The organism is Roseibium sp. SCP14 (assembly GCF_040329475.1).
Taxonomy (GTDB): domain Bacteria; phylum Pseudomonadota; class Alphaproteobacteria; order Rhizobiales; family Stappiaceae; genus Roseibium.
Genome location: NZ_JBDZYH010000001.1, coordinates 1,386,044 through 1,412,648 on the forward strand (window position 1 = coordinate 1,386,044; position 26,605 = coordinate 1,412,648).

The 26,605-nt window shown below is 57.0% G+C and carries 20 protein-coding genes; 12 read left to right on the top strand and 8 right to left on the bottom strand.

The features are described from left to right. Positions 1 to 144 precede the first annotated feature (144 nt). From ABLQ08_RS06385 to ftsH, 4 genes are all read left to right on the top strand, one after another. Positions 145 to 4,596, top strand: coding sequence for an ATP-binding protein (locus ABLQ08_RS06385; RefSeq protein ID WP_352940280.1), 4,452 nt, complete (start codon positions 145 to 147; stop codon positions 4,594 to 4,596). 411 nt (positions 4,597 to 5,007) lie between these two features. Further along, a complete protein-coding gene (locus ABLQ08_RS06390; protein ID WP_352940281.1) occupies positions 5,008 to 6,051 on the top strand; it encodes a Fe(3+) ABC transporter substrate-binding protein in 1,044 nt (347 codons plus the stop codon). 113 nt (positions 6,052 to 6,164) lie between these two features. After that, positions 6,165 to 7,853: an ABC transporter permease gene (locus ABLQ08_RS06395; protein ID WP_352940282.1), complete on the top strand. Its 1,689-nt coding sequence runs from the start codon at positions 6,165 to 6,167 to the stop codon at positions 7,851 to 7,853. An 80-nt stretch (positions 7,854 to 7,933) separates the two neighbouring features. Beyond that, positions 7,934 to 9,760: an ATP-dependent zinc metalloprotease FtsH gene (gene ftsH, locus ABLQ08_RS06400; RefSeq protein WP_352940283.1), complete on the top strand. Its 1,827-nt coding sequence runs from the start codon at positions 7,934 to 7,936 to the stop codon at positions 9,758 to 9,760. A gap of 30 nt (positions 9,761 to 9,790) precedes the next feature. Here ftsH and ABLQ08_RS06405 read toward each other — a convergent pair whose 3' ends face one another. The 3 genes from ABLQ08_RS06405 to ABLQ08_RS06415 all read right to left on the bottom strand — a co-directional run bounded on the left by ABLQ08_RS06405 (position 9,791) and on the right by ABLQ08_RS06415 (position 13,735). Then, positions 9,791 to 12,004 (bottom strand): putative bifunctional diguanylate cyclase/phosphodiesterase, encoded by a 2,214-nt coding sequence (locus ABLQ08_RS06405; RefSeq protein WP_352940284.1) that lies wholly within the window; start codon positions 12,002 to 12,004, stop codon positions 9,791 to 9,793. A gap of 396 nt (positions 12,005 to 12,400) precedes the next feature. After that, positions 12,401 to 13,027, bottom strand: a complete 627-nt coding sequence (locus ABLQ08_RS06410) for a CoA transferase subunit B (RefSeq protein ID WP_352940285.1) — start codon at positions 13,025 to 13,027, stop codon at positions 12,401 to 12,403. A 12-nt stretch (positions 13,028 to 13,039) separates the two neighbouring features. Beyond that, positions 13,040 to 13,735, bottom strand: coding sequence for a CoA transferase subunit A (locus tag ABLQ08_RS06415; protein WP_352940286.1), 696 nt, complete (start codon positions 13,733 to 13,735; stop codon positions 13,040 to 13,042). Between the two features lie 304 nt (positions 13,736 to 14,039). On the opposite strand from ABLQ08_RS06415, the gene ABLQ08_RS06420 reads away from it, so the two are divergent. Beyond that, positions 14,040 to 14,285, top strand: coding sequence for a DUF6460 domain-containing protein (locus ABLQ08_RS06420; protein ID WP_352940287.1), 246 nt, complete (start codon positions 14,040 to 14,042; stop codon positions 14,283 to 14,285). Between the two features lie 8 nt (positions 14,286 to 14,293). Here the strand turns inward: ABLQ08_RS06420 and ABLQ08_RS06425 are convergent, their stop codons facing one another. The 5 genes from ABLQ08_RS06425 to ABLQ08_RS06445 all read right to left on the bottom strand — a co-directional run bounded on the left by ABLQ08_RS06425 (position 14,294) and on the right by ABLQ08_RS06445 (position 19,919). Next, positions 14,294 to 15,118: an ABC transporter permease gene (locus ABLQ08_RS06425; RefSeq protein ID WP_352940288.1), complete on the bottom strand. Its 825-nt coding sequence runs from the start codon at positions 15,116 to 15,118 to the stop codon at positions 14,294 to 14,296. Then, positions 15,115 to 16,041 carry an ABC transporter permease subunit gene (locus tag ABLQ08_RS06430; protein WP_352940289.1) on the bottom strand — a complete coding sequence of 309 codons (927 nt, stop codon included), beginning with the start codon at positions 16,039 to 16,041 and terminating at the stop codon, positions 15,115 to 15,117. Before ABLQ08_RS06430 ends, ABLQ08_RS06425 begins: the two co-directional genes overlap by 4 nt. Before the next feature lie 5 nt (positions 16,042 to 16,046). After that, positions 16,047 to 17,204, bottom strand: coding sequence for an ABC transporter ATP-binding protein (locus ABLQ08_RS06435; protein WP_352940290.1), 1,158 nt, complete (start codon positions 17,202 to 17,204; stop codon positions 16,047 to 16,049). A gap of 78 nt (positions 17,205 to 17,282) precedes the next feature. After that, positions 17,283 to 18,377: a polyamine ABC transporter substrate-binding protein gene (locus tag ABLQ08_RS06440; protein ID WP_352940291.1), complete on the bottom strand. Its 1,095-nt coding sequence runs from the start codon at positions 18,375 to 18,377 to the stop codon at positions 17,283 to 17,285. Between the two features lie 153 nt (positions 18,378 to 18,530). Beyond that, positions 18,531 to 19,919 carry a glutamine synthetase family protein gene (locus ABLQ08_RS06445; protein ID WP_352940292.1) on the bottom strand — a complete coding sequence of 463 codons (1,389 nt, stop codon included), beginning with the start codon at positions 19,917 to 19,919 and terminating at the stop codon, positions 18,531 to 18,533. Positions 19,920 to 20,073: 154 nt separating this feature from the next. Here ABLQ08_RS06445 and ABLQ08_RS06450 point away from each other — a divergent pair, with 154 nt between their 5' ends. The 7 genes from ABLQ08_RS06450 to ABLQ08_RS06480 all read left to right on the top strand — a co-directional run bounded on the left by ABLQ08_RS06450 (position 20,074) and on the right by ABLQ08_RS06480 (position 26,584). Next, a complete protein-coding gene (locus tag ABLQ08_RS06450; RefSeq protein WP_352940293.1) occupies positions 20,074 to 20,781 on the top strand; it encodes a GntR family transcriptional regulator in 708 nt (235 codons plus the stop codon). Between the two features lie 167 nt (positions 20,782 to 20,948). Next, positions 20,949 to 22,355 (top strand): glutamine synthetase family protein, encoded by a 1,407-nt coding sequence (locus ABLQ08_RS06455; protein ID WP_352940294.1) that lies wholly within the window; start codon positions 20,949 to 20,951, stop codon positions 22,353 to 22,355. 27 nt (positions 22,356 to 22,382) lie between these two features. Next, complete coding sequence (locus tag ABLQ08_RS06460) at positions 22,383 to 23,777, top strand: aspartate aminotransferase family protein (protein WP_352940295.1); 1,395 nt, start codon at positions 22,383 to 22,385, stop codon at positions 23,775 to 23,777. A 284-nt stretch (positions 23,778 to 24,061) separates the two neighbouring features. Then, positions 24,062 to 24,454: a YciI family protein gene (locus tag ABLQ08_RS06465; RefSeq protein WP_352940296.1), complete on the top strand. Its 393-nt coding sequence runs from the start codon at positions 24,062 to 24,064 to the stop codon at positions 24,452 to 24,454. Continuing rightward, a complete protein-coding gene (locus ABLQ08_RS06470; protein ID WP_352940297.1) occupies positions 24,423 to 25,697 on the top strand; it encodes an RNA polymerase sigma factor in 1,275 nt (424 codons plus the stop codon). The genes ABLQ08_RS06465 and ABLQ08_RS06470 overlap by 32 nt, the downstream gene beginning before the upstream one ends. Positions 25,698 to 25,819: 122 nt before the next feature. Further along, positions 25,820 to 26,020, top strand: a complete 201-nt coding sequence (locus ABLQ08_RS06475) for a hypothetical protein (RefSeq protein WP_352940298.1) — start codon at positions 25,820 to 25,822, stop codon at positions 26,018 to 26,020. Positions 26,021 to 26,200: 180 nt separating this feature from the next. Beyond that, a complete protein-coding gene (locus ABLQ08_RS06480) occupies positions 26,201 to 26,584 on the top strand; it encodes a VOC family protein (protein WP_352940299.1) in 384 nt (127 codons plus the stop codon). The last annotated feature ends 21 nt before the right edge of the window (positions 26,585 to 26,605 follow it).

Genomic DNA, 26,605 nt, shown 5'->3' on the forward strand with positions numbered 1-26,605 from the left:
CGCCTTCACGTAAGTCCTTTAGCAACCTTGCTTTACGTGGACGACGTTGAAGTTTGCTAGTATTAACAAGAAGTTTACTACTGCAGACAAAACCGGCAGCCGCAGCCCGTCAACCGGTGTTGCAGACCAGTTTGGAGCACAGCCATGGACAATCAGACCCAATCATTCCTGGAACTGAGTGCCAAGAATGATCTGGTTCAGCTTGTTGCCGATACGAGAGCAGCCTGGCTCTGGTCGGCCGATGGCGCGCGCATACTGTGGGCCAACGCCGCCGGTGCGTCGTTTTTTTCCGCTCAATCGATCTCCGACCTTGCAGCTCTCGCTTCGCTTGAGCGCTCGCCTGCGCGACCTCACATTGCCCGAATTGCGACGTCCGGCGCGACCGACAAGTTCAGCATTGACCGCCTTCGCTTCTATCGCGGCCTCCGGGTGATGCTTCTCACCTGCCAGTGCAAAAAGATTGAACTGGACAATGGTCAGTCCGCAGCACTGATCGTTTGCAGCGACAAGGGGCTTGCGCTGACCAAGGATCCGCTCCAGGCCTTTGCACAGCTTTCAAGGAGCTCCAACACCTCGGTTTTCCTGATGTCGGACGGAACCGTGGAATACAAAACCGGCACACTTGACGGCACACCGGAAGACCTGGATCTGCCGGACAGCCAGAGAGCCCTGTTCGGTCCGTTGGATCTGGATGGCAGTTTCCACGAAGGCGTCATCCTGCAGATCCCGGCGGGTCCAAAACTTGTCGTGCTTGACGATGAAGCAATCGACGAGGATGCCATTGCCGAGACACCGCCTGTAGACACTTCAAATGGTCCGGACGGGAGCACAGACCTCGTCTCGGAAACGGCCGCCGTCAGGTCTTCCGATGCACATTTCCACAACGACGAGCTGCCCGAAGAGGTGAAGCCTGCTGCTGACGAAGGTCAGGATGACCTCCAGCCACAGGAAGACTACGCCACCACAGCGGAAGTGGCGCCTTTTAATGATCCTGAGGACAACTCAGAGCCTCTCCATTCAAAAGATGAAGATCTTGCCGAAAGGTCCGATATTGAATCGGATGCGGCAGAGATGGAATCTCATGAGGCAGAGCCGCTTGCTCCTGAATTGGAATCCGACGCAAAATCTTCCGACCCTGTGCCTGAGAACGTCGCGGAAGAAGAGTTGACCCCATCGCCTCACGAAGCGATCTCGGCGGGTGCGCAAACGTCAGAAACAGACATTGTGGTCGAAGACGAGGCCTCGGCGACAGCCTCGACCGATCTTCAGGACGCGCAGCCGGAAAGCGACGACGATAAACACGCCGAAGTTCAGCAAGCAGTGGCGGCCGAAGAGGCCGAGCCGGAAGCCTTTGTTTTTCAGCCGCGCCGTAGACCGATACGCTTTGCCTGGAAAATGGATGTCGACCGTCGGTTCACGTTTCTATCCGATGAGTTTTCCGAGGTTCTCGGTCCTGATGCGACAAATATTGTCGGTCTGACCTGGGAAGAGGTTTCGAAGATCTTCGACCTGGATCCGCGAGGCAGCATTTCACGGGCCCTGGACCGGCGTGACACCTGGAGCGGAAAAACCATCAACTGGCCGGTCAGCGGTGCGGCTTTGCGTGTGCCGGTTGACATGGCCGCCCTGCCCGCATTTGACCGCAACCGGAAATTCGAAGGATATCGCGGCTTTGGCGTCTGCCGGACGGCGGACGCCCTCCAGGACCCGGACAATCCGATCCTCGCATTTCTGGTAACTGCCGATGAGGATGGCGCGGACGATATCGGGGACGATACGACTGAGCAGCGCGAAACCGGTTATCTGATCCGGGAGGACATTGCTTCCCCCAAGACGGCGCCCCCTGTCGAAGACGCGGATCCGGCTGGCGCAGACGAGAACGAAGCCGCCGACGCCTCAGCTCAGAAACCTGCCGAAGACATCGCACCGGCTGCCTCTGCTTCCAATTCCGGCAGCGCGAAACTGGAAGATCTGAAACCCGCGCAACCGGATTCGTTTGCCGGCAAAACCTTCCTCGGGGCGAGTGCGGCGGCGTTGGTCGGTTCCCTGGCCAAATTCACCGGAAAGTCCGTCTCCCAAACCTCCCGGCAACCTTCCAAGGACGCATCGGGCGATGCTGATCTGACTGAAGACTTGAAGAGCGCGGCAGCCGCACTCGATGAAGGCCTGGAAGAGAAGGACGTTGAACCGGCTGGTTCTGAACAATCCAACGCCGATGCGGTTGAGCCTCTTCAGATAACTGAAGACGAAACCGACGGTCTTGAAGAAGCCGTTGCCGATGCACCACAGGAGGAAACTCCGCATACGGACACGCTCACCGAAGATGCCGCTCCTTCCGGTGAGGATGACGTGCCTGAGGAACAGGTCGCCGTCTCTCAGGAGGAAGAAACTTCTGAAGAGCCGACAGGCATATCCGGAACCGCAGAACTGAAACCCGCAGAAATCGAAGATGCGGTCAAGTCGCTGCAAAAATCCTATAATGCCTCTGCAAAACTGAATTCTCTCGACCTCTTCGATGGCGAAGAAACGGAAACACCGGCATCACAGGGAGAAACTCTTTCGCAAGAACAGCCGGAAACCGAAACTCCGACCTCGGCTGATAACCTGACCGAAGCAAATGAGGACGAAAGCGCTGTGGAAGCGTCTACGCCGACTTCCGGGCCCTCCTCCCTCGTCGACGAGGACGAGGAAACCGCCGTGTCCGGTACCGGGGACGTATCCGAAGCGGGAGAAGAGCCCGCTGAAGAGGATTTTGACGCGGACGAACGGGAGTTCTTCGAAGAGACCGCCGCCTTCGAACGCGAAGACCAGGAAGCTGAAACAAGCGACGATGCTGACAACGATCCCGAACCGATGAAAACCGGTGAGGTCATTCCACTCGCAACTGCCCGGCCGCGCGTCGTACCCGTTGACACTTCCGGACTTTCCCGGCCCGAGCGCCAGGCATTTCGCAAGATCGCAGAAGCCCTTGGTGCCCGCCTCGAAGGTGACCTGGAAGATTTCGAATCTCCGGACCCGGAAGAGGAGATTGCGGACCTTCCACCGGAAGTGCCTGAAGCCGGACCGATCGATCCGACACTGCTCGACAGGTTGCCGATCGGCATCGCGATCGTCCACGACCGGGAAGTGCTCTACGCCAACAAGGCGCTTTTGCGCATGCTTGGCTACAAGTCCATCGCGGCCCTGTCTCAGGCAGGAGGGCTTGAGGCGCTGTTCATCGACGATACCGAAGAATTGCCGGATGCCGTCGGCATGGATGACGAAGTCGATGAAACGATGAAGATGCGTCTGGCGGATGGCGGTGTTCTTTGCGTCGATGCCCACATGCATTCCGTTCCATGGAATGGAAGCCGCGGGTTGATGATCTCCATTACAGAGCGCCCGGCCAAGCCGTCTTCTGCTACGCCCGTGCAACCGGTTTCCTTTGACGTTCCTGCAGATGTTCCTGCGGTTTCCAATCTGGAACTGGAAAACGCGCGCAGCCAGATCGCCGAGATGGACACCATCCTGGAAACCGCAACGGACGGGGTCCTGGTTCTGGATCAGTACGGCTCGATCGTGAAGGTGAACGGCTCGGCCGAGGCGCTCTTCAGCGCAAGCCGCACGGACATGATCGGCGCACCCTTTACCGATTTTCTCGCACCCGAAAGCCACCGCGCGGCCGCCGATTATCTTGATGGCCTGTCGCGCAACGGTGTCGCAAGCATTTTGAATGACGGTCGTGAAGTGCTCGGCAAAGTCCCGACCGGCGGCCTCATCCCGTTGTTCATGACCATGGGCCGGATCACGAATGGCAAGGACGACGCGAAGTTCTGCGCGGTTCTGCGCGACATCACGCAATGGAAAACGGCGGAAGAAGAGCTGACGCAGGCCAAACGTCAGGCTGAAAACGCAAGTTCGCAGAAGTCCGATTTCCTGGCCAAGATCAGTCATGAGATCAGAACGCCGCTCAACGCGATCATCGGTTTTTCCGAAGTCATGATGGAAGAACGGTTCGGGCCGATCGGCAACGACCGCTACAAGGATTATCTGAAGGACATCCGCACCTCCGGCTCGCATATCATGAGCCTGATCAACGATCTGCTGGACCTGTCCAAGATCGAGGCAGGCAAGCTGGATTTGAACTTCTCGGCGGTCTCGACCAACGACGTCATCAACGAATGTGTCGCGCTGATGCAGCCGCAGGCCAATCGCGAACGGGTGATCATCCGCGCCAGCCTGCCGGAATCCGTTCCCGATGTGGTTGCCGACCCGCGTTCGCTTCGCCAGATCGTGCTCAACCTTCTGTCGAATGCGATCAAATACAACAGGTCCGGCGGACAGGTAATCCTGTCGACGGCCCTGGAAAGCAACGGCGAAGTCGCTCTGCGCGTGCGCGACACGGGAACCGGCATGACGGCCAAGCAACTCGCTGCGGCGCTCGAGCCGTTCCGCCAGTTGCATACGACCAGCCGTGGCGGCGGAACAGGTCTCGGACTGCCTCTCACCAAGGCTCTCGTCGAAGCCAACCGGGCAAGCTTCCACATCGATTCCACGCCCGATCAAGGCACGTTGGTGGAGATCATCTTCCCTACCCAGCGGGTTCTTTCCGAGTAACACCCGGCTCGCAATATCGATCCGTCTCCAGGGCGAATGCCCGACTGTGCAGTGAGTGAAGCAGGATGACAGGACAAGCGTGACCGAAAGGCTCAACACAGCCTTTCGCGCTCTGTCCGTGCACTGTTCCTTCACTGTAACGTTTCGTCGCACCTGTTAATAACGCTTTCGTGATCCTCACCGGGCGCGCTTGCGCTTCGTTCTTCGGCATAAAAGTCGAGGATTAAACTCCTGTTTTTTCTTCCCTTTTAACTCTAATAGTGGAGTTTAAGGCTCCAGTTAGTTTTGAATCATTCTAAACTATTGATTTTACTTACTTTATTGACTTCCGAGCTGCATAACGACATATTCCCGGCCAAGCGCTTCAGCCTCAACTGGAGCGAAAAACAAACAGATCTCTTGGAGAGTTCAATGCGTTCAACCCTTCGCGCCCTGACAGGTGCACTCGCAATGACCACCGCTGCGTTTGCCGCAGCACCGGCACTCGCCGACGGTGAAGTGAATATCTATTCCTACCGCCAGCCGTTCCTGATCCAGCCGCTGCTTGACGCGTTCACGGCAGAGACCGGCATCAAACCGAATGTGGTGTTTGCCTCCAAGGGTCTTGGCGAGCGTATTGCCGCTGAAGGCGAAAACTCTCCTGCAGACGTTCTGCTGACCGTTGACATCGGCCGTTTGGACGGTGCCAAGCAGCTCGGCATCACTCAGCCCGTAACATCCGACGTGGTGAACAAGAACATTCCGGAACAGTACCGCGATCCGGAAGGTCACTGGGTTGGCCTGACCAACCGCGCGCGCGTTATCTATGCTTCCAAGGATCGTGTCGATCAGGACAGCATCACCTACGAAGAGCTTGCCGATCCGAAATGGAAAGGCCGCATCTGCACACGCTCCGGTCAGCACGTTTACACCATCGGCCTGATCGCTTCCATGGTTGCTCATCACGGTGCGGAGCAAACCGAAGAATGGCTCGCAGGCGTACGTGACAACCTTGCCCGCAAGCCGTCCGGAAACGACCGCGCACAGGTCAAGGCGATTTTTGCCGGCGAATGCGACATTTCCATCGGCAACACCTATTACATGGGCAAGATGGAAACCAACGACAAAGAGCCGGAGCAGAAAGAATGGGCCAAGTCCGTCCGCATTCTGTTCCCGAATGCCGAAGACCGCGGCACCCATGTCAACCTGGCCGGTATCGTTCTGGCAAAGAACGCTCCGAACAAGGACAACGCCGTCAAGTTGATCGAGTTCCTGTCCTCTCCGAAGGCTCAGCAGATCTACGCTGAATCCAACTTCGAATATCCGGTTACTCCGGGTGTTGAAGCTTCCGAGCGTGTTCAGGCCTGGGGTGAACTGAAGCCTGACACACTTTCGCTGGACGACATTGCCAAGAACCGCAAGACCGCTAGCGAGCTCGCCGACAAGGTTGGCTTCGACGATGGTCCGGCTTCCTAAAAAGGCTTGGATTTGAGATAGAAAAGCGCCGTGTTTCACGGCGCTTTTTTTGCATTCTCAGGCATTTGCCTATAGAGCTTCCTGCGAACCATTACGAACAATAAAGATCAGCCTTGCTGCGCACTCCTACCCTCACTTTTGTTGATCGCTTCTGGCAGATTGCCGCGCTGGCTATCGCCGCGCTGGTGCTGCTTCCCGTCGCAGCAATCGTCTATATCTCTTTCACGCCGTCGGCTGACATCTGGGGACAACTGCTGAGCACTGTTCTGCCGCGGTCCCTGCAAACAACCCTGCTGTTGATGTTGGGCGTCGGCACGATCACGACGGTCGCCGGAGTGGGTACCGCCTGGCTGGTCACCATGTGTAATTTCCCCGGCCGGAAAATCATGGACTGGGCCTTGCTGATCCCTCTTGCAGTGCCGACCTATATCGTTGCGTTCGCATATATAGAGGTCCTTGACTACACCGGACCCGTCCAGAGCTTCATCCGGTCCATGTTCGGATTCACCACTTCCAGGGACTATTGGTTCCCGGAAATCCGCTCGCTCGGCGGCGCCGTCTTCGTCATGGGTATCGTACTTTACCCATATGTCTACCTGACCACCCGAGCCAGTTTTCTGATCCAGTCGTCCTCGGTACTTGACGTTTCACGTACCTTGGGCGCCTCGCCCTACGGCCTGTTCTTTCGCATCGCACTGCCGCTCGCCCGCCCGGCGATTGCCATCGGTGTTTCTCTGGCGCTCATGGAATGCCTCAATGACATCGGTGCGGTCACGTTTTTCGGCGTCAGAACCCTGACCTTTTCCGTCTATGACGTCTGGCTGAACCGTTCCAGCCTGGGCGGTGCGGCACAGCTTGCCCTTGCGATGCTGGCAATGGTCCTGTTGTTGCTCTGGCTTGAACGGCTGGGCCGCAGGAAGCAGCGTTTTGACGGCAGCAGCAGTTCAAAACACAGGGCACCGACACGTTTTGACCTCAAGGGCCCACAGTCCGTGTTGGCGTTGGCCCTTTGCCTGATCCCGGTTCTGCTGGGCTTCGTTCTCCCCGGCCTCATGCTTGTGGACCGGGCAAGCCGGCGGCTCGAAGGATTGTTGTCACCGGATTTCCTGTCAACGGTATGGAACAGTTTCAGTCTTGCTGCTGCGGCTTCCCTGATCACGGTTCTAATCTCTGTTGCCCTGGCCTATGCGCTACGTCTCAACTCGAAGGGTCCCTTGAAAGCTGCCGTCCGCCTGGCATCGATCGGATATGCCATTCCGGGCACCGTCCTGGCTATCGGCATCCTGATCCCGCTTGCCAATTTCGACAATTTCCTGGATGCGCAAATGCAATCCTGGTTCGGCATCAAGACAGGGCTTTTGTTCCTGGGCAGCGGAACAGCCCTGGTTTACGCCTATGTCGTGCGTTTTCTGGCGGTTTCCTACGGTCAGGTCGAGGGTGGGTTCGGCAAGATTTCACCGCATTTCGACATGGCAGCGCGCACCCTTGGTCGCGATACAGGCCAGACGTTGACGCAGGTCCACCTGCCGCTTCTTAAACCGGTTCTGCTGTCCGCGGCCCTCCTTTCGTTCGTCGATTGCATGAAGGAACTTCCGGCAACCATTTTGCTGCGGCCGTTCAATTTCGAAACCCTGGCAACCACCGTTTTTGAAGCTGCTTCCCGGGAGGCCTTCGAAGAAGCCGCTCTGCCTTCGCTCGCGATTGTCCTCGTCGGATTGATCCCGGTCATTTATCTTGCAAGGTCCAGTGCCTCTTCATTCCGCACCAAACAGTCGAAACGTAATTCGGTGTCTGCCGCATAGGCTCATCAACGCCTTGACAGTGCGACGTTAAATCGTCCCAATGACGGCATTGCCAAATCCATTGCCGGGACGATTTTTCCATGGACAAGAAACACCAGATAAATCTTTGGTACGCCTTCATCGCGATGATGCTGGTGCTCATGTTCCAGAGCTGGTGGGCGACATACAAGAATGTCGAACCAATCCCCTACAGCCAGTTCGAGCAGTACCTCAAGGACAAGAAAATCGAGTCCATCGAGGTCAAGGAAAACACCATCCAGGGCAAGTTCAAGGACCCCTTGAAGGATGGCAGGCAGTACTTCGTCACCACCCGTGTCGACATTCCGCTCGCCGAAGAGCTCAACAAGTATGATGTAAAATTCGAGGGTATCGTCCAAAGCACCTTCATCAAGGACATTCTGTCCTGGGTGCTGCCGGTGCTCCTGTTCTTTGGTCTTTGGATGTTCATCATCCGGCGCTTTGCGGAAAAGCAGGGTATCGGTGGAATGATGACAGTCGGCAAATCCAAGGCGAAGGTCTATGTCGAAACCGATGTCGACGTCCGCTTCAAGGACGTTGCCGGGGTCGATGAGGCGAAACGCGAACTGAAGGAAGTGGTCGACTTTCTCAAGGACCCGAAATCGTACGGCCGCCTCGGCGCACATGTTCCGAAAGGTATCCTTCTGGTCGGTCCTCCCGGAACAGGCAAGACACTTCTGGCACGGGCTGTAGCAGGCGAAGCCGAGGTTCCGTTCTTTTCCATTTCAGGTTCGGAATTCGTCGAAATGTTCGTCGGTGTCGGCGCAGCGCGCGTTCGCGATCTCTTCGAACAAGCCAGGAAATCAGCGCCCGCGATCATCTTCATCGACGAACTAGACGCGCTCGGCCGCGCCCGTTCCAGCGGTCCCATGGGGACCAATGACGAGAAGGAGCAGACACTCAACCAGCTTCTGACCGAGCTGGATGGCTTTGACCCTTCAAGCGGCATTATTCTTCTGGGTGCCACCAACCGACCGGAGATCCTGGACCCTGCCCTGCTGCGCGCAGGCCGTTTCGACCGTCAGGTGCTGGTCGACAAGCCGGACAAGCCCGGCCGGCTTGCGATCCTCGAAGTGCATGTCAAGAAGATCAAGCTCGACCCGTCAACCGATCTGGAGCAGGTCGCCCAGCTGACGGCTGGGTTCTCGGGCGCTGATCTGGCGACGCTGGTCAACGAAGCGGCACTGCTCGCGACCCGTCGAAATGCGGATGCAGTCACGCTGAAGGACTTCAACGAAGCGATCGAGCGCGTCATTGCAGGACTTGAGAAACGCAGCAGAATCCTGTCGGAAAAAGAACGCCGCACGGTGGCCTTTCACGAAATGGGCCATGCGCTCGTGGCGGCCAATCTGGAAGGATGCGACCCGGTTCACAAGATCTCGATCATTCCACGCGGTATCGGTGCGCTTGGCTATACCATGCAAAGGCCGACCGAAGACCGCTTCCTACTTTCCACCCAGGATCTTGAAAACAGGATGGCTGTTCTGATGGGTGGCCGTGCTGCCGAGGAAATCGTCTTTGAGGAGATTTCGACCGGAGCATCGGACGACCTGCAAAAGGTCACTGAAGTGGCCCGGGACATGGTGATGCGTTACGGCATGGATACTGAACTCGGCAACCGTGCCTATGCTACCCAGCGGCAAAACTTTCTTGGTCAACCGGCCGGGGACGTTGCCGAAGTTTCGCCGCAGACCCAAAGGGAAATCGACGAGTCGATCAAGACCCGTGTCGAAACCGCTCTTACGCGTGCCAAGGAGGTCCTGAACGCGCACCGGAGTGAACTCAACGAAGGCGCTGAGCTGCTGCTTTCGAAGGAAACGCTCACGGATCAGGACTTTCCGGCAATCAAACCCATTGCCGAACGCCGGGAAAGCACGGCAGCCGAGTAAAGGCAGCGCTGATAGCGTGCACTGGCTGTTTCAGGCGGCGGCGGTCGATTTGCGATTGTCGCCGTTTTCCTTGATACCCGGGTTTCCATCCGGACGCTGCAGAAAAGCCTTTGCCCAGGTATCGAAATGATCCGCCGGCATAGGCCTGGCGAACAGGAACCCTTGAGCAATCGTGCAGCCATGTTCTGCCAGAAATGCCTGTTGCTGCTCCGTCTCGACACCTTCTGCAACCACTTCGTAATTCAGGCTTTTGGCCATCGCCAGAATCGTCTGCACGATGGAGCGGCTGTGCTGGTCGGTCTCCAGACCACTGACGAAGCTTCTGTCGATCTTGAACGTGTTGAACGGCAACTGCTGCAGATGCGCCAGGCTGGAATAGCCGGTACCGAAATCGTCAATCGCGAATGTAATGCCCGCCTCAAGGAGCGGTTTGGCGGCTTCCGAGACCCGTTCCGGGTCCGCCATCGCCACCGTTTCTGTGACTTCCAGCTGAAGCAGATCCGCCGGAAAACCGGTCAGGTCGAGAACATCCAGAACACGGGATGTGAAGCCGGGTTTTTCCAATTGCCGGATCGATACGTTTACCGCCAGAGGAACCCGCTGACCATTGTCCAGCCAGGCTCGTCCCTGACGGCAGGCAAGCTCCAGAACCCGGTCCCCCAATTTGGTGATCAGGTCGCTTTCTTCCGCTACTTCAATGAAACATCCCGGTGTCAGCAGGCCGCGTTCGGGGTGCGCCCATCTGGCCAGAACCTCTGCTCCGACAACCTTCATCGACCTGCAGTCGATTTTCGGCTGGAAGTAGATTTCGATTTCGTTTCTCAGCAGCGCTTTCTTGAGCTCCGCTTCGAGGCGAATTCGTTCTCGCGAAAAGGAGTCGCGCTCGGTCTCGCTGTAGAAGCAGGCCCGGTTGCCACCGGTTCGCTTGGCTGCGTACATGGCAATGTCGGCGTTCTTCAGAATGGCCGTGTAGTCTTCGCCGTCGTCAGGATAGACAGAGACGCCGATACTGGCCCCGACCGTCATCGTCAGGCCGTTTATCTCCAGCGGCTGCTCAACGCATTGCACCAGCTTTTCGGCGAGCGTGTAAACGTTGGTCATCGGCTTTTCTGCCGGAACGACAATCGCAAACTCGTCACCACCGAGCCTTGCCACCCGTGCGGTGGTCTCAAACTGTCCAGAACCGGATTGCTGCTCCGGATCCGCTGCAATATTTCCAGCCGGGCGTTCCGTGCATTCTGCGTCATTCAGCAGCCGGTGCAGCCGTGCAGCGACCTCCTTCAGCAGAGCGTCGCCATGGTCATGACCATAGCTGTCATTGACCCGTTTGAAGCGGTCAAGGTCAACAAACAGGACGGCCATCCGATTGGGGTCACCGTCGGGAGTAAACATGTTTCCGGTGAAATGCTGGCGAAAGCACTCCCGGTTCGGCAACCGGGTGATGGGGTCCACAAAGGCAAGTTCATGGATTTTTGCCATGTTACCCCGGATTGTTCCAACCATATCCCTGTAGGCTCTCGCAAGGACACCAATTTCATCGCGTCTTGCGACCGGAAACGGTGCATCGAAGTTGCCCGCACTGACGGTATGGGCCGTCTGCGTCAATGCCTTGATCGGGCTGATGAAACTGTCAGCAATGTGGAAGGTCACGGGAACACAGAAAACCAGAAGCACCAGCGTGATGACGATGTTCCGCCCCCAGATGGACAGCAGCAATCCGCTGACCGGAGCATGTTCGACAGACACGAACGCAACGCCGAGAAGGCTGTTATCGGCCATGTCCCTAACCGGAACGGCAATCTCCACACGTTCGCGCGATTGCCTCAGCTGTTCTTCGCCGCTTTCCAGCACCGTTACGACCAGCGGATGCGTTTCCTGCTCATCGAAGTAGCTCGTGGTCGGGTCGCTGTCGATGGTTACCGATCTCTCCGGATCAAGAACCAGGGCAAGCTCGATGATGCCACTGGCGGCGATGCTCTCCAGCTCCTGTTCGAGAATGAGGTAGTGGTGATTGGCAAGGTGTGGCACCGACAGGCGGCTGACGGTTGCTCCGATTGCCTTGGCATCCGATACGATCCGCTGCTCTTCATCGCGCAGGTCGAGGTAACTCGCGACCATGATCATGACCACGGAAAGAGCCAGAAACAAACCTGCGACAAGCAGCATGAAGCGTGCGCGCAGGCTTGGAAGCCAGGACGACAGCACCTTGATAAGCTTTGAAACTGCCTTTGGCGTTTCAGCCACGATACCCCTCCACAGAATACTGCTGGACGGTACCTGATAAGTCTTGAAGGCCGGTTGATTGCTCTGGAACCCAAGCACAGGATGCCGTAAACGCTATCAACTTGCTTAGCTAGTAAAGTTATCGGCGCGGAGTTTTGACCCGCATCAGTTTGATTTCTGCATTTTAGCGGGCTTTTTGTCAGCTCGATTTGTTAACTTCCAGCTGCTTCCCCTCGTCAATTTTATCAAAGAGTTTCAATTCGGGACAATTCTGCCGTTAGGAAACTCGGTTCATTGACAGTTGGTGGCCCGCATTTGCTTCCGATCGCCCCCACGCAAAAGGGCACCTGCAGATACTGCGGGTGCCCTTGAGGTATTACTCTAATGTCGTCGTTGAAAGCCTAAGCCTTCGTGACCTCAGACGATGGTCGCGCCGGTCTTTTCCTTCACTTCGTCCAAGGTGACGTCCGGAGCAAGTTCAACGACTTTCAATCCACCTTCGACCACGTCGAAAACGCCGAAGTTTGTGATGATGCGGTCAACGCACTTCACACCGGTCAGCGGCAAAGAGCATTCCTTCAGAAGTTTCGGATCGCCTGCCTTGGAGGTGTGGTCCATGATCACAACGACCCGTTTCACACCGGCAACCAGGTCCATGGCGCCGCCCATGCCCTTGACCATCTTGCCCGGGATCATCCAGTTGGCAAGATCACCGGTTTCGGCGACTTCCATCGCTCCGAGGATCGACAGATCGATGTGACCGCCGCGGATCATGCCGAAGCTGTCTGCAGAGGAGAAATAGCTCGTCTGCGGCAATTCGGTGATGGTCTGCTTGCCGGCGTTGATCAGGTCGGCGTCAACTTCTTCATCGGTCGGAAACGGGCCCATTCCGAGCATGCCGTTTTCGGACTGAAGGGTTACGTGCACACCTTCCGGGATGTAGTTCGACACCAGCGTGGGGATGCCGATGCCCAGGTTCACGTAGAAACCGTCTTCAAGCTCTTGCGCAGCGCGCTGAGCCATATCATCACGTGTCCAAGCCATGATGTGTTCTCCTTAGGCTGCGCGCGTGGTGCGCTTTTCAATACGTTTTTCGTGGTCGCCAACGATGATGCGGTCGACGAAAATACCGGCTGTGTGGATGTTGTCGGCATCAAGCTCACCGACTTCGACCAGCTCTTCCACTTCCACCACGCAGATTTTGCCGGCAGTTGCCATCATCGGATTGAAGTTCCGGGCGGTCTTGCGGTAGATCAGATTGCCTTCCTTGTCCGCCTTCCAGGCTTTGACAAGCGAAACGTCGGCAACAAGGCCGGTTTCCATGATGTAGGTTTCGCCGTCGAAATCCTTGTGCTCCTTGCCTTCGGCAATCAGCGTGCCGACACCTGTCTTGGTGTAGAAGCCCGGGATACCGGCGCCACCGGCACGGATGCGCTCGGCGAGCGTGCCCTGCGGGTTGAACTCCAGCTCCAGCTCACCGTTCAGGTACTGCTTCTCAAACGTCGCGTTTTCACCAACGTAGGACGAGACCATTTTCTTGATCTGGCGTGTCTGCAACAGAAGACCCAGGCCAAAGTCATCTACACCGGCATTGTTCGAAATCGCGGTGATGTCTTTGGCGCCGGAATCCCGGAGCGCCACGATCAGGTTCTCCGGAATGCCGCACAGACCGAACCCGCCGGCCATGACAGTCATGCCGTCAAAGGTGAGCCCTTCCAGGGCGGCCTTTGCGTCCGGATATATTTTGTTCATGTTTCACTCCCAGTTAAGACCGCAAGATGCGTGTCGCGCACATTCGCCGCTTGTCCTGCCGCGGTCAAGACATCTTTGCCGCATTGCAGCGAAAAACATGAGCGGCTCGTCACTTAATCGATTTGGGTTGATTTTCCGACAGGGCTGAAACTTGCAAGTTGCCCCGTTTTCAGCCGGTTTTTGCAAGGTTGTTTATGGTTTGTAAATTCTTAAAGCAAAGAATTAAGGCTCCGTTGCAGGGCGTTGTGTGAATAGTCCCGGACGGCTTGTTTTCGAATGCCAGACCTGAAAGAACCAGAGCGCCGTGTTCCCGTACCTGTCGACACTCTTCAAGATCGCAGCGATATCCCTGCTCGTCGGGGCGGGCCTCTCATTCGTCAACGTGACCGCTGAAGATCTTCTGGCTTCCGTCGGCCTGAGCCCGCTCGAGCTGTGGATCTACATGCTGGAATTTCGCGACTGGGCAATCCCGAACATGGTGCTGGGGTCGTTCATCGTCGTGCCGGTCTGGCTGGTAATCTATCTGTTTCGTCCGCCTCGCGCGGGTTGAAGGCGCACTTACCCTTCCGCCCCGAACGCCGCCCTTTCCTCGCGTTCCCTTTGAACCTGCTGTCGCTTGGTCACAATTGAAGCTGCAATCACGGCAACGGTGACCACGGCCACAAGAATGGTGCAGACGGCGTTGATCTCGGGCGTCACGCCAAGGCGCACCTGGGAGTAGATTTTCATAGGCAACGTGGTCGCCCCCGGCCCTGTCGTGAAGCTGGCGATCACGAGATCGTCCAGAGACAGGGTGAAGGCCAGCATCCAGCCTGCAATGACACCGGGCAGAATGATCGGCAACGTGATCAGGAAAAACGTTTTAACCGGCGGGCAACCGAGGTCTTCCGCGGCCTCCTCCATGGACTTGTCGAAGCCGACCAGTCGCGACTGAACGACAACGGCGACGTAGCACATGGCAAAAGTCGTGTGCGCCAGCATCACTGTCCAAAAGCCGCGCGCCTGATCCATGGCCACAAAAAGCAGCAGCAGTGACAGGCCGAGGATGACCTCGGGCATAACCAGCGGCGCGAAGATCATTCCGGAGAACAGGGACCGGCCCATGAACCTTCCCGATCGCACCAGAACCAGAGCAGCCAGCGTGCCCAGAACCGTTGCGATGGTCGCGGAAGTGAAAGCGACCCTGACGGTCACCCAGGCCGCGTCAAGCAATTGCTGATTCTGCAAGAGCGAGGCGTACCACTTCGTCGAAAACCCACCCCAGACCGTCACCAGGCGGCTGGCGTTGAAGGAGTAGATCACCAGGAGGACGATGGGCAGGTACAGGAACGAAAAACCCAGGACCAGAGAGGTGATGTTGAACCAGGTCGGACCGCGCGTCATCCGTCTTTCTCCGACATTTTCTGCTGCTGGTTCTGGAAGAGCACAATCGGGATCACAAGGATCAACAGCAGGATGACCGCCACCGCCGACGAAACGGGCCAGTCGCGGTTGTTGAAGAATTCCACCCAGAGGGTCTTTCCGATCATCAACGTGTCAGACCCGCCGAGCAAATCAGGAATGACGAATTCACCGACAGCCGGAATGAAGACGAGGAAGCACCCGGCGATCACGCCCGGAAGCGACAAAGGCACGGTTATCTGCCAGAAGGCCTTCCAGGGTGGGCTGCCGAGGTCTTCAGCTGCTTCCAGCAAACTCCCGTCCAAGCGCTCCAGGCTTGCGTAGAGCGGCAGAACCAGGAACGGCAAGTAGGAATAAACAATGCCGATATAGACCGCGATATTGGTGTTGAGGATCACGAGCGGCTGATCGATGAGCCCCAGTGTCATCAGGAACTGATTCAACAACCCTTCATTTTTCAAAATGCCGATCCAGGCATAAACGCGGATCAGGAAACTGGTCCAGAACGGCAATATGACGAGCATCAGCAATGTCGGGCGCCAGGATTTGGGGCTGCGGGCCATGCCATAGGCAATCGGATACCCGATCAGCAATGTCAGCACCGTCGAGATGGCCGCGATCATGACGGATGAAACGTAGGACTTCCAGTAAAGCGCGTCTTCCGTCAGCCAGACGTAGTTCTCAAACGAGAGCTCCGAAAGATTTTCACGAAACGACTGCCACCCTTCGGCGAAATCGAAGGTCGGAATATAGGGCGGGATTGCAATCGCCACCTGCGACAGCGAAATCTTGAAGACGATCAGGAAGGGGGCGAGAAAGAAGATCAGCAGCCACAGATAAGGAGCCGCGATCAGCAACTTGCCCCCGAGGCTTCTTTTGGCTGGTGCAGCAGTCTGTTCGGCCATCGCATCTACCCCCTCAAGATGACGCCGGCGTCCCTGTCGAAGGACAGCACAACTTCATCATCCCAGGTGATGGGGTCTTCGACCATGCGCGAGACATTGGCGAAAGTCGCCCGGATCGTATCGTGGTCGTCTTCGCCGACTTTTGAGTGGATGATGGAGACATCGCCAAGATAGGCAATGTCCCAGACCAGCCCGTTGATCCGGTTGGCGGTGCCGTTCTCTCCCCGCCCTTGCGCGATGCGAACCTTCTCAGGCCGGATCGCGTACCAGACTGTGTCTCCAACACTGGCTTCCGTCGTCTGTTCGCTTTCGATCAGGAAGCCGTCGGTCACGGAAATCATTCGCGTGCCGTTATCGGACTTGTCGGCAATCTTCGCCTCTATAAGATTCACATCGCCGATGAAGTCCGCCACGAATTTCGAATTGGGTGTTTCGTAAATTTCCGCAGGCGTTGCGACCTGGACCAGCTGACCCTTGTCCATGACAGCAATGCGGTCGGCAACCGTCATCGCTTCTTCCTGGTCGTGGGTCACGATCAGGAAGGTCATCTTGAGCTCTTCCTGCAGGTTCATCAGCTCAAATTGCGTTTCCTCGCGCAGCTTGCGGTCGAGCGCGCCGAGCGGTTCGTCCAGCAGCAAAACTTTCGGGCGCTTGGCGAGCGAACGGGCCAAGGCCACGCGCTGACGCTGACCGCCTGAAAGCTGGTGCGGCTTGCGCTTGGCGAACTGCTCCAGTTTGGTCAGCCGAAGCATCTCCGCAACCCTGTCCTCGATTTCAGAGGCGGGCGTCTTGTCCTGCTTCAGGCCGAAAGCGATATTTTTCTCCACGCTCATGTGCGGAAACAGGGCGTAGGACTGGAACATCATGTTGGACGGGCGCCGGTAGGGCGGAATTCCCGCAAGGTCCTGACCGTCGAGAAAGATCTGGCCATAGGTTGGCGTTTCGAACCCGGCGAGCATGCGCATCAACGTGGTCTTGCCGCAGCCCGAGCCTCCGAGCAAGGCGAAGAATTCACGTTCGTAGATCTTCAGCGACAGGTCGTTGACCGCTACAAACTCACCAAACTTCTTGGTGACATTGCGGAATTCGATGAAGGGCGGATGATCCGGATTTTCCCAGGGAACAAATTCCCGGCGAACTGGTCCAATCGACTTTTTTGCCAAAACAATCTCCCACCCCTTAGAGACCTGTCATATGAAAACCGCCGGACCTGAAGAGCAGGACCGGCGGTTTCCGTCAGCTTATTGACCGCTTTTCACCGCTGTCCAGGCGCGGGTGACGACCCGGTTCACCTTCGGCGGGTAAGGAGTGGTGGTGTAGAGGTTCTTGACCGTGTCCTCGGTCGGGTAAATTGCCGGGTCACCAATGACGTCTTCGTTCAGCATTTCCTGAGACGCCTTGTTGCCGTTTGCGTAGTAGACGTAGTTGGAAGCTTTCGCCATCACGTCCGGACGCATGATGTAGTTCAGGAACTCGTGCGCTTCATCCTTGTGCTGCGCATCTGCCGGGATCGCCATCTGGTCGAACCACATCAACGCCCCTTCCTTCGGGATGCTGTATTCGACATTGACACCGTTGTCGGCTTCAGCTGCCCGGTCACGGGCCTGCAGGACGTCACCCGACCAGCCGACAGCAACACAGATATCTCCATTGGCGAGTGCATTGATGTATTCGGAGGAGTGGAACTTCTGAACATTCGGGCGGACCGACTTCAGCAGCTCTCCTGCCTTTTTCAGTTCTTCCGGATCCTTGCTGTCCGGATCCATGCCGAGATAGTTCAGAGCCGCCGGGAACATTTCGGTCGGTGCATCCAGCACGAAGACGCCGCATTCCTTCAGCTTTTCAAGGTTTTCAGGCTTGAACAACAGATCCCAGCTGTCGACCGGCGCATCGTCGCCGAGAGCCGCCTTGACCTTGTCGACATTGTAACCGATGCCGGTCGTCCCCCACATGTAGTTGATCGAATACTTGTTGCCCGGATCGTACTTTTCGACCCGCTCTTCGATGTCCTTCCACATGTTGGAAATGTTGGTCAGTTTGGACTTGTCGAGTTCGGAGAAAACACCGGCCTGAATCTGGCGCGCCAGAAAGCTGCCGGTTGGAACGACAACGTCGTAGCCCGTGCCGCCTGCAAGCAGCTTGGTTTCCAGTACCTCGTTGCTGTCAAAGACGTCGTAGACGACCTTGATCCCGGTTTCCTTGGTAAAGTCCTCAAGGATGGACTCATCGATATAATCGGACCAGTTGTAGACATTCACGGTCCGGTCCTGGGCGAATGCCGCACCGCTGATCAGGCCGAGAGCAGCCACTCCGGTCAACAATGTTTTCACAGTCATTCTCAACTTCCCCTTTATAGGTTTGACGGCGGCCAGTTGTCGGCCTTGTCCCTGATTGCAAACGGACATTTCCGTTTCATCAAACCTTGTGTGGTTCGAACTTTGGCGGTGGAGCCGGTTTTTGTCCAGCGCCGATTTTGAGCAGATGCCGCGTCACAAATATGTCTGTCGCTCAAGTGACGAGATCTCCCGCCCGAATTCGTTCAATTCCTCCCGTTTGATTTCTGTGAGCACTTTGTGCATTTCCGTTCCCACGGCCTGTTTCATCAGGCCGGAAGCCTCAAAGGCGTCGATCGCTTCATCCATCCATGGGGTGAGGCGCTTGTGTTTCTTTTCATAGGCGTTGCCGGTGACGGGCGCCGGAGGATCCTTTTTCTGAACCAGCCCCTCCATCATTCCGGCCAGGATCCCGGCCAGCACCAGATAGGGATTGGCATCGGCTCCGGCGATACGATGTTCCACGCGCGCCGCCTCAGGGCTGGAGGCCGGAACGCGCAGCGCGACGGAACGGTTGTCATATCCCCAACAGATGGAAGCCGGAGCGTAGGATCCGGGCTGCATTCGTCGGAAGCCGTTGAAGGTCGAGATAAACAACAGCAGCGCTTCGGGCATGGTTGACATCAGGCCGTTGATGGCGTGGCCGAGACGTTCGGGCCCCTTGTCCGGATCGGCAAAAAGATTGCCGTTTTCATCCTCCATGGAGACGTGCACATGCATGCCGTTGCCCGGCCATTCCACAAACGGCTTGGCCATGAATGACGCCTTCAACTCGTGCTTTCGCGCGACACCGGCAACCAGACGCCTCAGGAGCACCACGTCGTCGGCCGCCAGCAGCGGGTTACGGCGGTGATGCAGGTTCAGCTCGAACTGACCCGGCGCGGCTTCCGAGACCGCAGCGTCCGCCGGGATGCCCTGTGCCTCGCAGGCCTTGCGCAAGTCATCGACCACGGGGAGTAGCGCTTCCAGATCCGACAGGGCGTACATGTTCTGTCGCGCCGGCCCCAGATGGGTGGAAAACAGCGGCTTGGGCTGTTCCGTCCAGTCACCTTCGCTCTCTTCGAAAAGATAGAACTCCAGCTCGAAGGCACATGTCGCGGTAACACCGAACTCGTTCTTGAGACGCGCCACCATGTTTTCAAGAACATGACGCGGGTCAGCCAGGAACGGCTGCCCGTCGCGGTCATACATCGATAGCAGAACCTGCGCCGTCTTGCGATCCGTCCAGGGCACCAGCTTCAGCGTTTCGGGGATCGGCCAGCAAACGCCGTCCTTGTCACCGGTTTCAAGATGCATGCCGGTGGCCTCGACCTCCCTGCCCCAGACATCGAGGCCGAACAGGGAATAGGGAAAGGCGACACCTTGCTCAAACACCTTCGAAAGCGCTTTGCCCGGCAGCCACTTGCCGCGCAGGACACCGTTGGTATCCGGCAGCACGACTTCCAGGGTATCAAGATCGGGATGGGCGGCTAAAAAGGCATCAAAGTCGGACTTCCACCCGGGTTCCGCCGGATGTTCCAGGATCTGATGGGGAAGCTCGTTCATTTAACCCCTGCTTTCAGGCCGAGTGTCCGCGGTTCGCCTCTGCGACCGCGTCTCAGCTTTTGTTTGCTTCATTTCCAAAAATGTGATCACTTTCCTGAATGCCTGTCAAGACGGATCACGAAATTCGAGATCAGACACTGCGAGGAAACCTCTGTTGGCCGTACGGCGTTCCGCATTGAAATCCGGCCCTTCCAAGGCCACAACGCCTGCCCCTTCCACGTCACGCGGAGCAACCCGTGGACAGGTGGATACGGCGGTTCGATCCGGTCTCCTGACCGGGCGCTTCATTCCGGGAAAGGCCGTGACAATACGGGGACTTGCCGCTGAGCTGGGCGTCAGCCCGATGCCGGTGCGGGAGGTCCTGCAACGGCTTGCCGCGGAGAACGCCCTGGAGGTCAAACCGAACGGCCGCATTCAAATCCCCGACATGACCCGAGGACGGTTTGACGAGGTCCTGAAAGCAAGGCTTTTGCTTGAACCGGAGCTGGCCGAATTGGCGCTTTCCAGCCTAGATTCAAGTGATGTCAAAGCCCTGACGGCGATTGATGACGACATCGATCAACGTCTCGTCAACGGGGATGCGGAGGCCTATATGCGCCTCAATCACGCCTTTCACTTCTATATCTACCGGGCATCCGGATCCAAAGTGCTCTTGCCGCTGATCGACAGTCTGTGGCTGCAATTCGCGCCGTTCATGCGCACTGTTTACGGCCGGGTCGGCACTGCCAACCTGGTTGACCAGCACAAGGAGGCCATTCGCGCTGTCGAGCAGCAGGACGGCCCGGCGCTGCGGGCGGCAATCACGGCCGATATCACCGACGGCATGGGACTGCTGGGGAAGGAAATTCTGCTCAAGGCATGATCCGGTTGATCCTTTCGTCTTGCCATGTCATTTTGTGATCACAAATTTTGCATTTAGATCCGTTGCTTGCCCGATTACAATCCGAACCAGGCACGGCTACCGTTCAGCGATGGACGGCCGACTACGGAACCCGGCATCTCATCGGTGCCAAACACTTGGAGCTTCTCGTGACTTCTGCAACGTCAGCCGGCGACAAACAAACTCCGCTAGACAGCCTGCGCGGTGTTCCCGACGGCGACGCCGCGAAAGAATGGCTGAGCGCACGCAACATTCAGGATATCGAGTGCATTGTTCCGGACCTTGCCGGGGTTGCCCGAGGCAAAATGATGCCGACCGAGAAGTTCTTTTCCGGGCCAGTCATGACAATGCCCGCATCGATCTTCGCCCAGACGATTTCCGGAGACTATCCGGAAGACGACGAGCGTTTTCAGCACAATCCCACAGACGGCGATCTCTATTTCAGGGCCGACTACAGCACGCTCACCAGCGTTCCCTGGGAGAGCGATCCAACTGCCCAACTCATTCACGATGCCTATACAAGGCAGGGTGCACCGGTGGAAACCGCTCCGCGCAACGTTCTCAGACGTATCCTGAAGCTCTATGACGACAAGGGCTGGGAACCCGTTGTTGCTCCTGAAATCGAGTTTTACCTGGTCAAGCCCAATACCGACCCGGATTATCCACTCGAGCCGCCTACCGGACGGTCGGGCCGCCCCGAGGTCGGCCGTCAGTCTTATTCGATTTCAGCCCTCAACGAATTCGATGATCTGATCGACGACATTTACGAGCTGTCCGAAAATCAGGGGCTTGAGATCGACACCCTCATCCATGAGGAAGGCGCCGCGCAGATGGAGATCAATCTGCGTCACGGTCACCCTCTTGAGCTCGCCGACCAGGTGTTCCTGTTCAAGCGCACCATCCGCGAAGCGGCGCTGCGACATGGCATGTACGCGACATTCATGTCGAAGCCGATGTCGAACCAGCCGGGCTCCGCCATGCATATCCACCAGTCGGTGATCGACAAGGAAACAGGCAAGAACATCTTCTCCGGCGAAAACGGAGAGGAGACACCTGCGTTCCTGTCCTTCATTGCAGGACATCAGCAGTACTTGCCGAAGGTCACCTGCATTATGGCGCCGTTTGTAAATTCCTACAGGCGTTTTTCCAAAACCTCGACCTCGCCGGTCAATGTCTATTGGGGTTATGACAACCGCACTGTCGGACTTCGTGTTCCCTATTCCAGCCCGGAAGCCCGCCGTCTGGAAAACCGGATACCGGGCTCGGACGCGAACCCCTATCTTTCCATCGCCGCAAGTCTGGCCTGCGGTTACCTGGGCATCGTCAATGGCTTGAAGCCGGATGCACCCAAGGCGGATGACTGCACCGAGCTCGCCAAATCCCTGCCTCGCGGCCTGCCCGAGGCTGTCGCAAAATTCGAGAATTCCGACGAGATGGTTGAAGTCTTCGGCGAGAAATTCGTCGCCACGTACCGTGCCATCAAATACGAAGAATTCGAAACGTTCATGTCGGTGATCAGCCCCTGGGAGCGGGAATATCTCCTGCTCAATGTCTGATCCAACTTATTTCCTGGAGCGCATGCCATGACGGCCCATTCCAATATTTATCCAACAAAAGCCCTGCAGGAACTCGATGCCGCGCACCACTGGCATCCGTTTTCGGACATGAAGTCGCTGAAAGAGGAAGGCAGCCGGGTGATCACCAGCGCGGACGGTGTCTGGCTGAAGGATTCTGAAGGCAAACGGATCCTGGACGGAATGGCCGGCCTCTGGTGCGTCCAGGTGGGACATGGCCGCAGGGAGATTTCCGACGCCGTCTACAAGCAGATGAACGAGCTGGCCTATTACAACACGTTCTTCAAGACGACCCACCCGCCTGCAGTCGCACTTTCTGAAAAACTGGCCAAGCTTGCGCCCGACCATATCAACACTGTCTTCTATTGTTCCTCCGGTTCGGAAGCGAACGACACCGTCTTCCGTATGGTGCGCACCTACTGGGACAAGATGGGCAAACCGGACAAGAAGGTGATCATCGGTCGTTGGAACGGCTATCACGGCTCGACGCTTGCCGGAACCAGCCTCGGCGGCATGAAAGCCATGCATGCCCAGGGCGACCTGCCGGTGCAAGGGGTTCATCATATCGATCAGCCTTACTGGTTCGGTGAGGGCCATGACATGAGCCCGGAGGATTTCGGGATTGTTGCCGCCCGGAAACTGGAGCAGGCAATCGACGAGATCGGTGAAGACAAGGTTGCCGCCTTCATCGCCGAACCGATCCAGGGGGCCGGCGGCGTGATCATCCCACCGGACACTTATTGGCCGGAGGTTCGCCGCATTCTGGAAGAACGTGACATCCTGTTTGTTTCCGACGAAGTGATTTGCGGTTTCGGTCGGCTCGGCGAATGGTTCGGATCAACCTATTTCGGCATGAAGCCGGATCTGATGCCGATTGCCAAGGGCCTGACCTCTGGCTACCTGCCGATGGGCGGCGTTCTTGTTTCCGATCGGGTTGCCGAAGGTCTGATGAATGCCGGAGACGATTTCAATCATGGCTACACCTATTCCGGTCACCCCGTCTGCGCCGCTGCGGCGCTCGCCAACCTGGAGATCATTGAACGCGAAGGCCTGGTGGATCGGGTCAAAAACGACATCGGCCCTTATCTGAAGGATCGCTGGCTGAAACTGGGTGATCACCCGCTTGTCGGCGAAGCCCGCATGACCGGACTTGTGGGAGCGCTGGAACTCGTTCCAGACAAGACAGACCCGCACAAGCCTTTCCGTGATGTCGGGACCGTCGGCACGATCTGCCGTGACACATCCTTCGAAAATGGCATGGTCATGCGCGCCGTTCGCGACAGCATGATCATCTCTCCACCGCTGGTCCTCAGCCACGAGGAAGCCGATATTCTGGTGGAGACAGCGGAAAAGACACTGAACGAGACGTTCCAGATACTGAAGAAAGACGGCTGGCTGGGGTAACGCGGCTTATTCCAATCAGACCTGAAAAGCGTCGTTGTCATCCCGGCCGGAGCATCGAGGAAAGCCGGGATGACAAATAAGAAGCCATTCATTGATTTCATCATTTCGGTCAGGGCTAGACCGGACAGCGGTGAATCGCGGCCTGCACTGGCCGAGGACCTTTGATCCCGGGTTACCTTCCTATCGGGGGGCGACCCAATCCGTTTTCTTTGCGCCCCCTGTCGGTTAAGCTGCTTTCAAAACGTTCCTTGGTCACCATGCGATAGGAACCGGAGGATCTGAAGATGCTGTTTTCTGTTTTGATTTACGCCAGCGAGGATTTCATTGATGCACTCACGCCCGAAGAGCATCAGGAAATGATGAAAAAACATGGCGCCTTTCATGAAGATACCAAGACCAACAAGAACTTTGCTGCGGCAACAAAACTGATGTCGACCGGAACCGCCGTCACGATCAACAGGGACAGCGACGACTTCGTAGTCACCGACGGCCCCTTTGCCGAGACAAAGGAGCAGTTCATGGGCTTTTACCTGATTGATTGCCCCAATCTGGAAGAAGCAATAGAGAAAGTGAAAATCCTGCCGCTCGACCATGGACGCATCGAAATCCGGCCGGTTGAATATTTCGAAGGGGCAGATTTCAACAATGCAGAGCGCCTGGTTATCAACGCATCTTAGAGCGGCCCGTCCACGGGTTCTGGCAGCGCTCAATCGTGCCTTCGGTGATATCGACCTGGCTGAGGATGCGTTTCAGGAAGCCTCGCTCAAGGCATTGAAATCCTGGCAACGGGACGCGTTTCCAAAGGACCCGGCTGCCTGGCTGATTGTTGCCGGGCGCAATGCCGGTATCGATGCTCTTCGCAAGAAGAGCCGGGAAACGCTCTCAGCACCTGAGGACCTGGAACCGGCGTTTGATGGCACTCATCCGGAAGACGAACTGACCCGATCTCTTGATCAGTCCGTCTATCGCGACGACATCCTGCGGCTTTTGTTCACGTGCTGTCATCCGGTCCTGCGGCGCGAACAGCAGATTGCGCTCTCTTTGAAGATTGTTGCCGGCCTGTCGGTCGATGAAATTGCGCGTGCCTTTCTCGTGCAACCCAAAACCATGGAACAGCGCATTACCCGAGCCAAGAAAAGGTTGCAGGCGGCCAAACTTCCCTATGAGGAACCTGACGCGAAGGCCAGAGCAGAACGCTTTTCAGCTGTGGCCAATGCGATCTATCTGGTTTTCAACGAGGGATACTCCGCGTCGCAAGGCCCGGAACTCATCCGGGCAACTCTTTGCGAGGAAGCCATCCGGCTTGCCCGCCTTCTGGTGCGCCTTTATCCGGAAGAACCGGAGCTGCGCGGACTTCTGGCATTGTGCCTGATCCAGCATTCCAGACGGCACGCCAGACTGAACTCCGACGGCGAAGCGGTCACCCTGGAAGATCAGGACAGATCCACCTGGGACCGGAAGCTGATCGCGGAAGGCAATATTCTTCTGGAAGCCGCGCTACGGCGGGCCAATCCCGGTCCCTTTCAGATCGAAGCTGCCATCGCAGCAACGCACACGAGATCGACGCATTACGAAGAAACCGATTGGGTGGAGATCGACCGGCTCTATCGGGCGCTTGAAGTTATCCGGCCAACCCCGGTTGTTGCGCTCAATCGGATCGTGGTCCTGGCAAAACTGAGCGGGCCGCGTGAAGCACTTACCCGCCTCGAGCGGCTTGCTGCGCCGCTCGAACGTTATGCGAGTTACTACGCGGTAAAGGGCTCTTTCCTTGCTGAACTGGGAGAAACAGAAGAGGCGCGGCAAACCTTTGAGAAAGCACTCGACTATTCCGGAACCGACGCCGAACGCCGGCACATTCTGAAAATTCTGTCGAATCTGGACAAAGCAAATCTCCTGCCTCACCCAAAAAAGCGAGCATGATCCACTCATGTTCCGAATTTTGACGCTTTCGGTATCTGCCTAAATATGCTTCGCTCTGGTGCGGTATCGAACGCATGCAGCTTTTGCATGCAGCGACGACAGCTGGTTGAGTGGATATTGCTATGAATTTTCGAAGCACGATCGTTTCCGTCATCATGCTGGCAGCACTTCTGGGACTGGCCGTATTGATGTTCAATGTGCCGGTTGGTGTCGAACCCAAAACTTTCGGAGCCTGGGCGTTCGGCGCCATCCTGGTGTTCGGCGTCGTGAATTTGTTTCTTGTTCTTCTGGACAGCCGGCGAGATCAAAACGACAAAAAGTAACTTTTCCGGCTTTGGCGGTGGCCAAACGCAATCTTGAGCCTGCACGCCTAGGTCTGCCGGCACCGCCGCTTTCCAGCATATTCAAAAAATTTTCCTTCCCCTGTCGGATTTGCCGATCCCGTCACGTCCTCTGATCACCTGGGCCTTCCAGGCGATATTTCAGACATGAGGATGAAAGAGATGAGCAATCCGATGCAAACCCACGGTGCCTTCAGCTGGATGGAACTGCACAGCGGTGACGGGTCCAAGGCCGAGGAGTTTTACACCAGCCTGCTCGGCTGGAACACGGAAGAGATGGAAATGCCGGGCATGAGCTACACGGTGATTGCCAATGGCGAAGAAAAGATCGGCGGCTTTCCGCCAATGGCGGCAGAAACGCCGCGCTGGCTGCCCTACGTCACGGTCGATGATGTGGATGCCCGCATTGAAAAGGCAAAAGCGCTTGGAGCAACCATCGCCAGTGAACCTATGAGCATTCCGGGTGTTGGCCGCATGGCAACGCTCATTGATCCCGTTGGTGGCGTGATTGCGTTGATCACCTACGAGGCGCCTGAGGCTGAATAACTCTTTCCGGCAGGCCGGCTT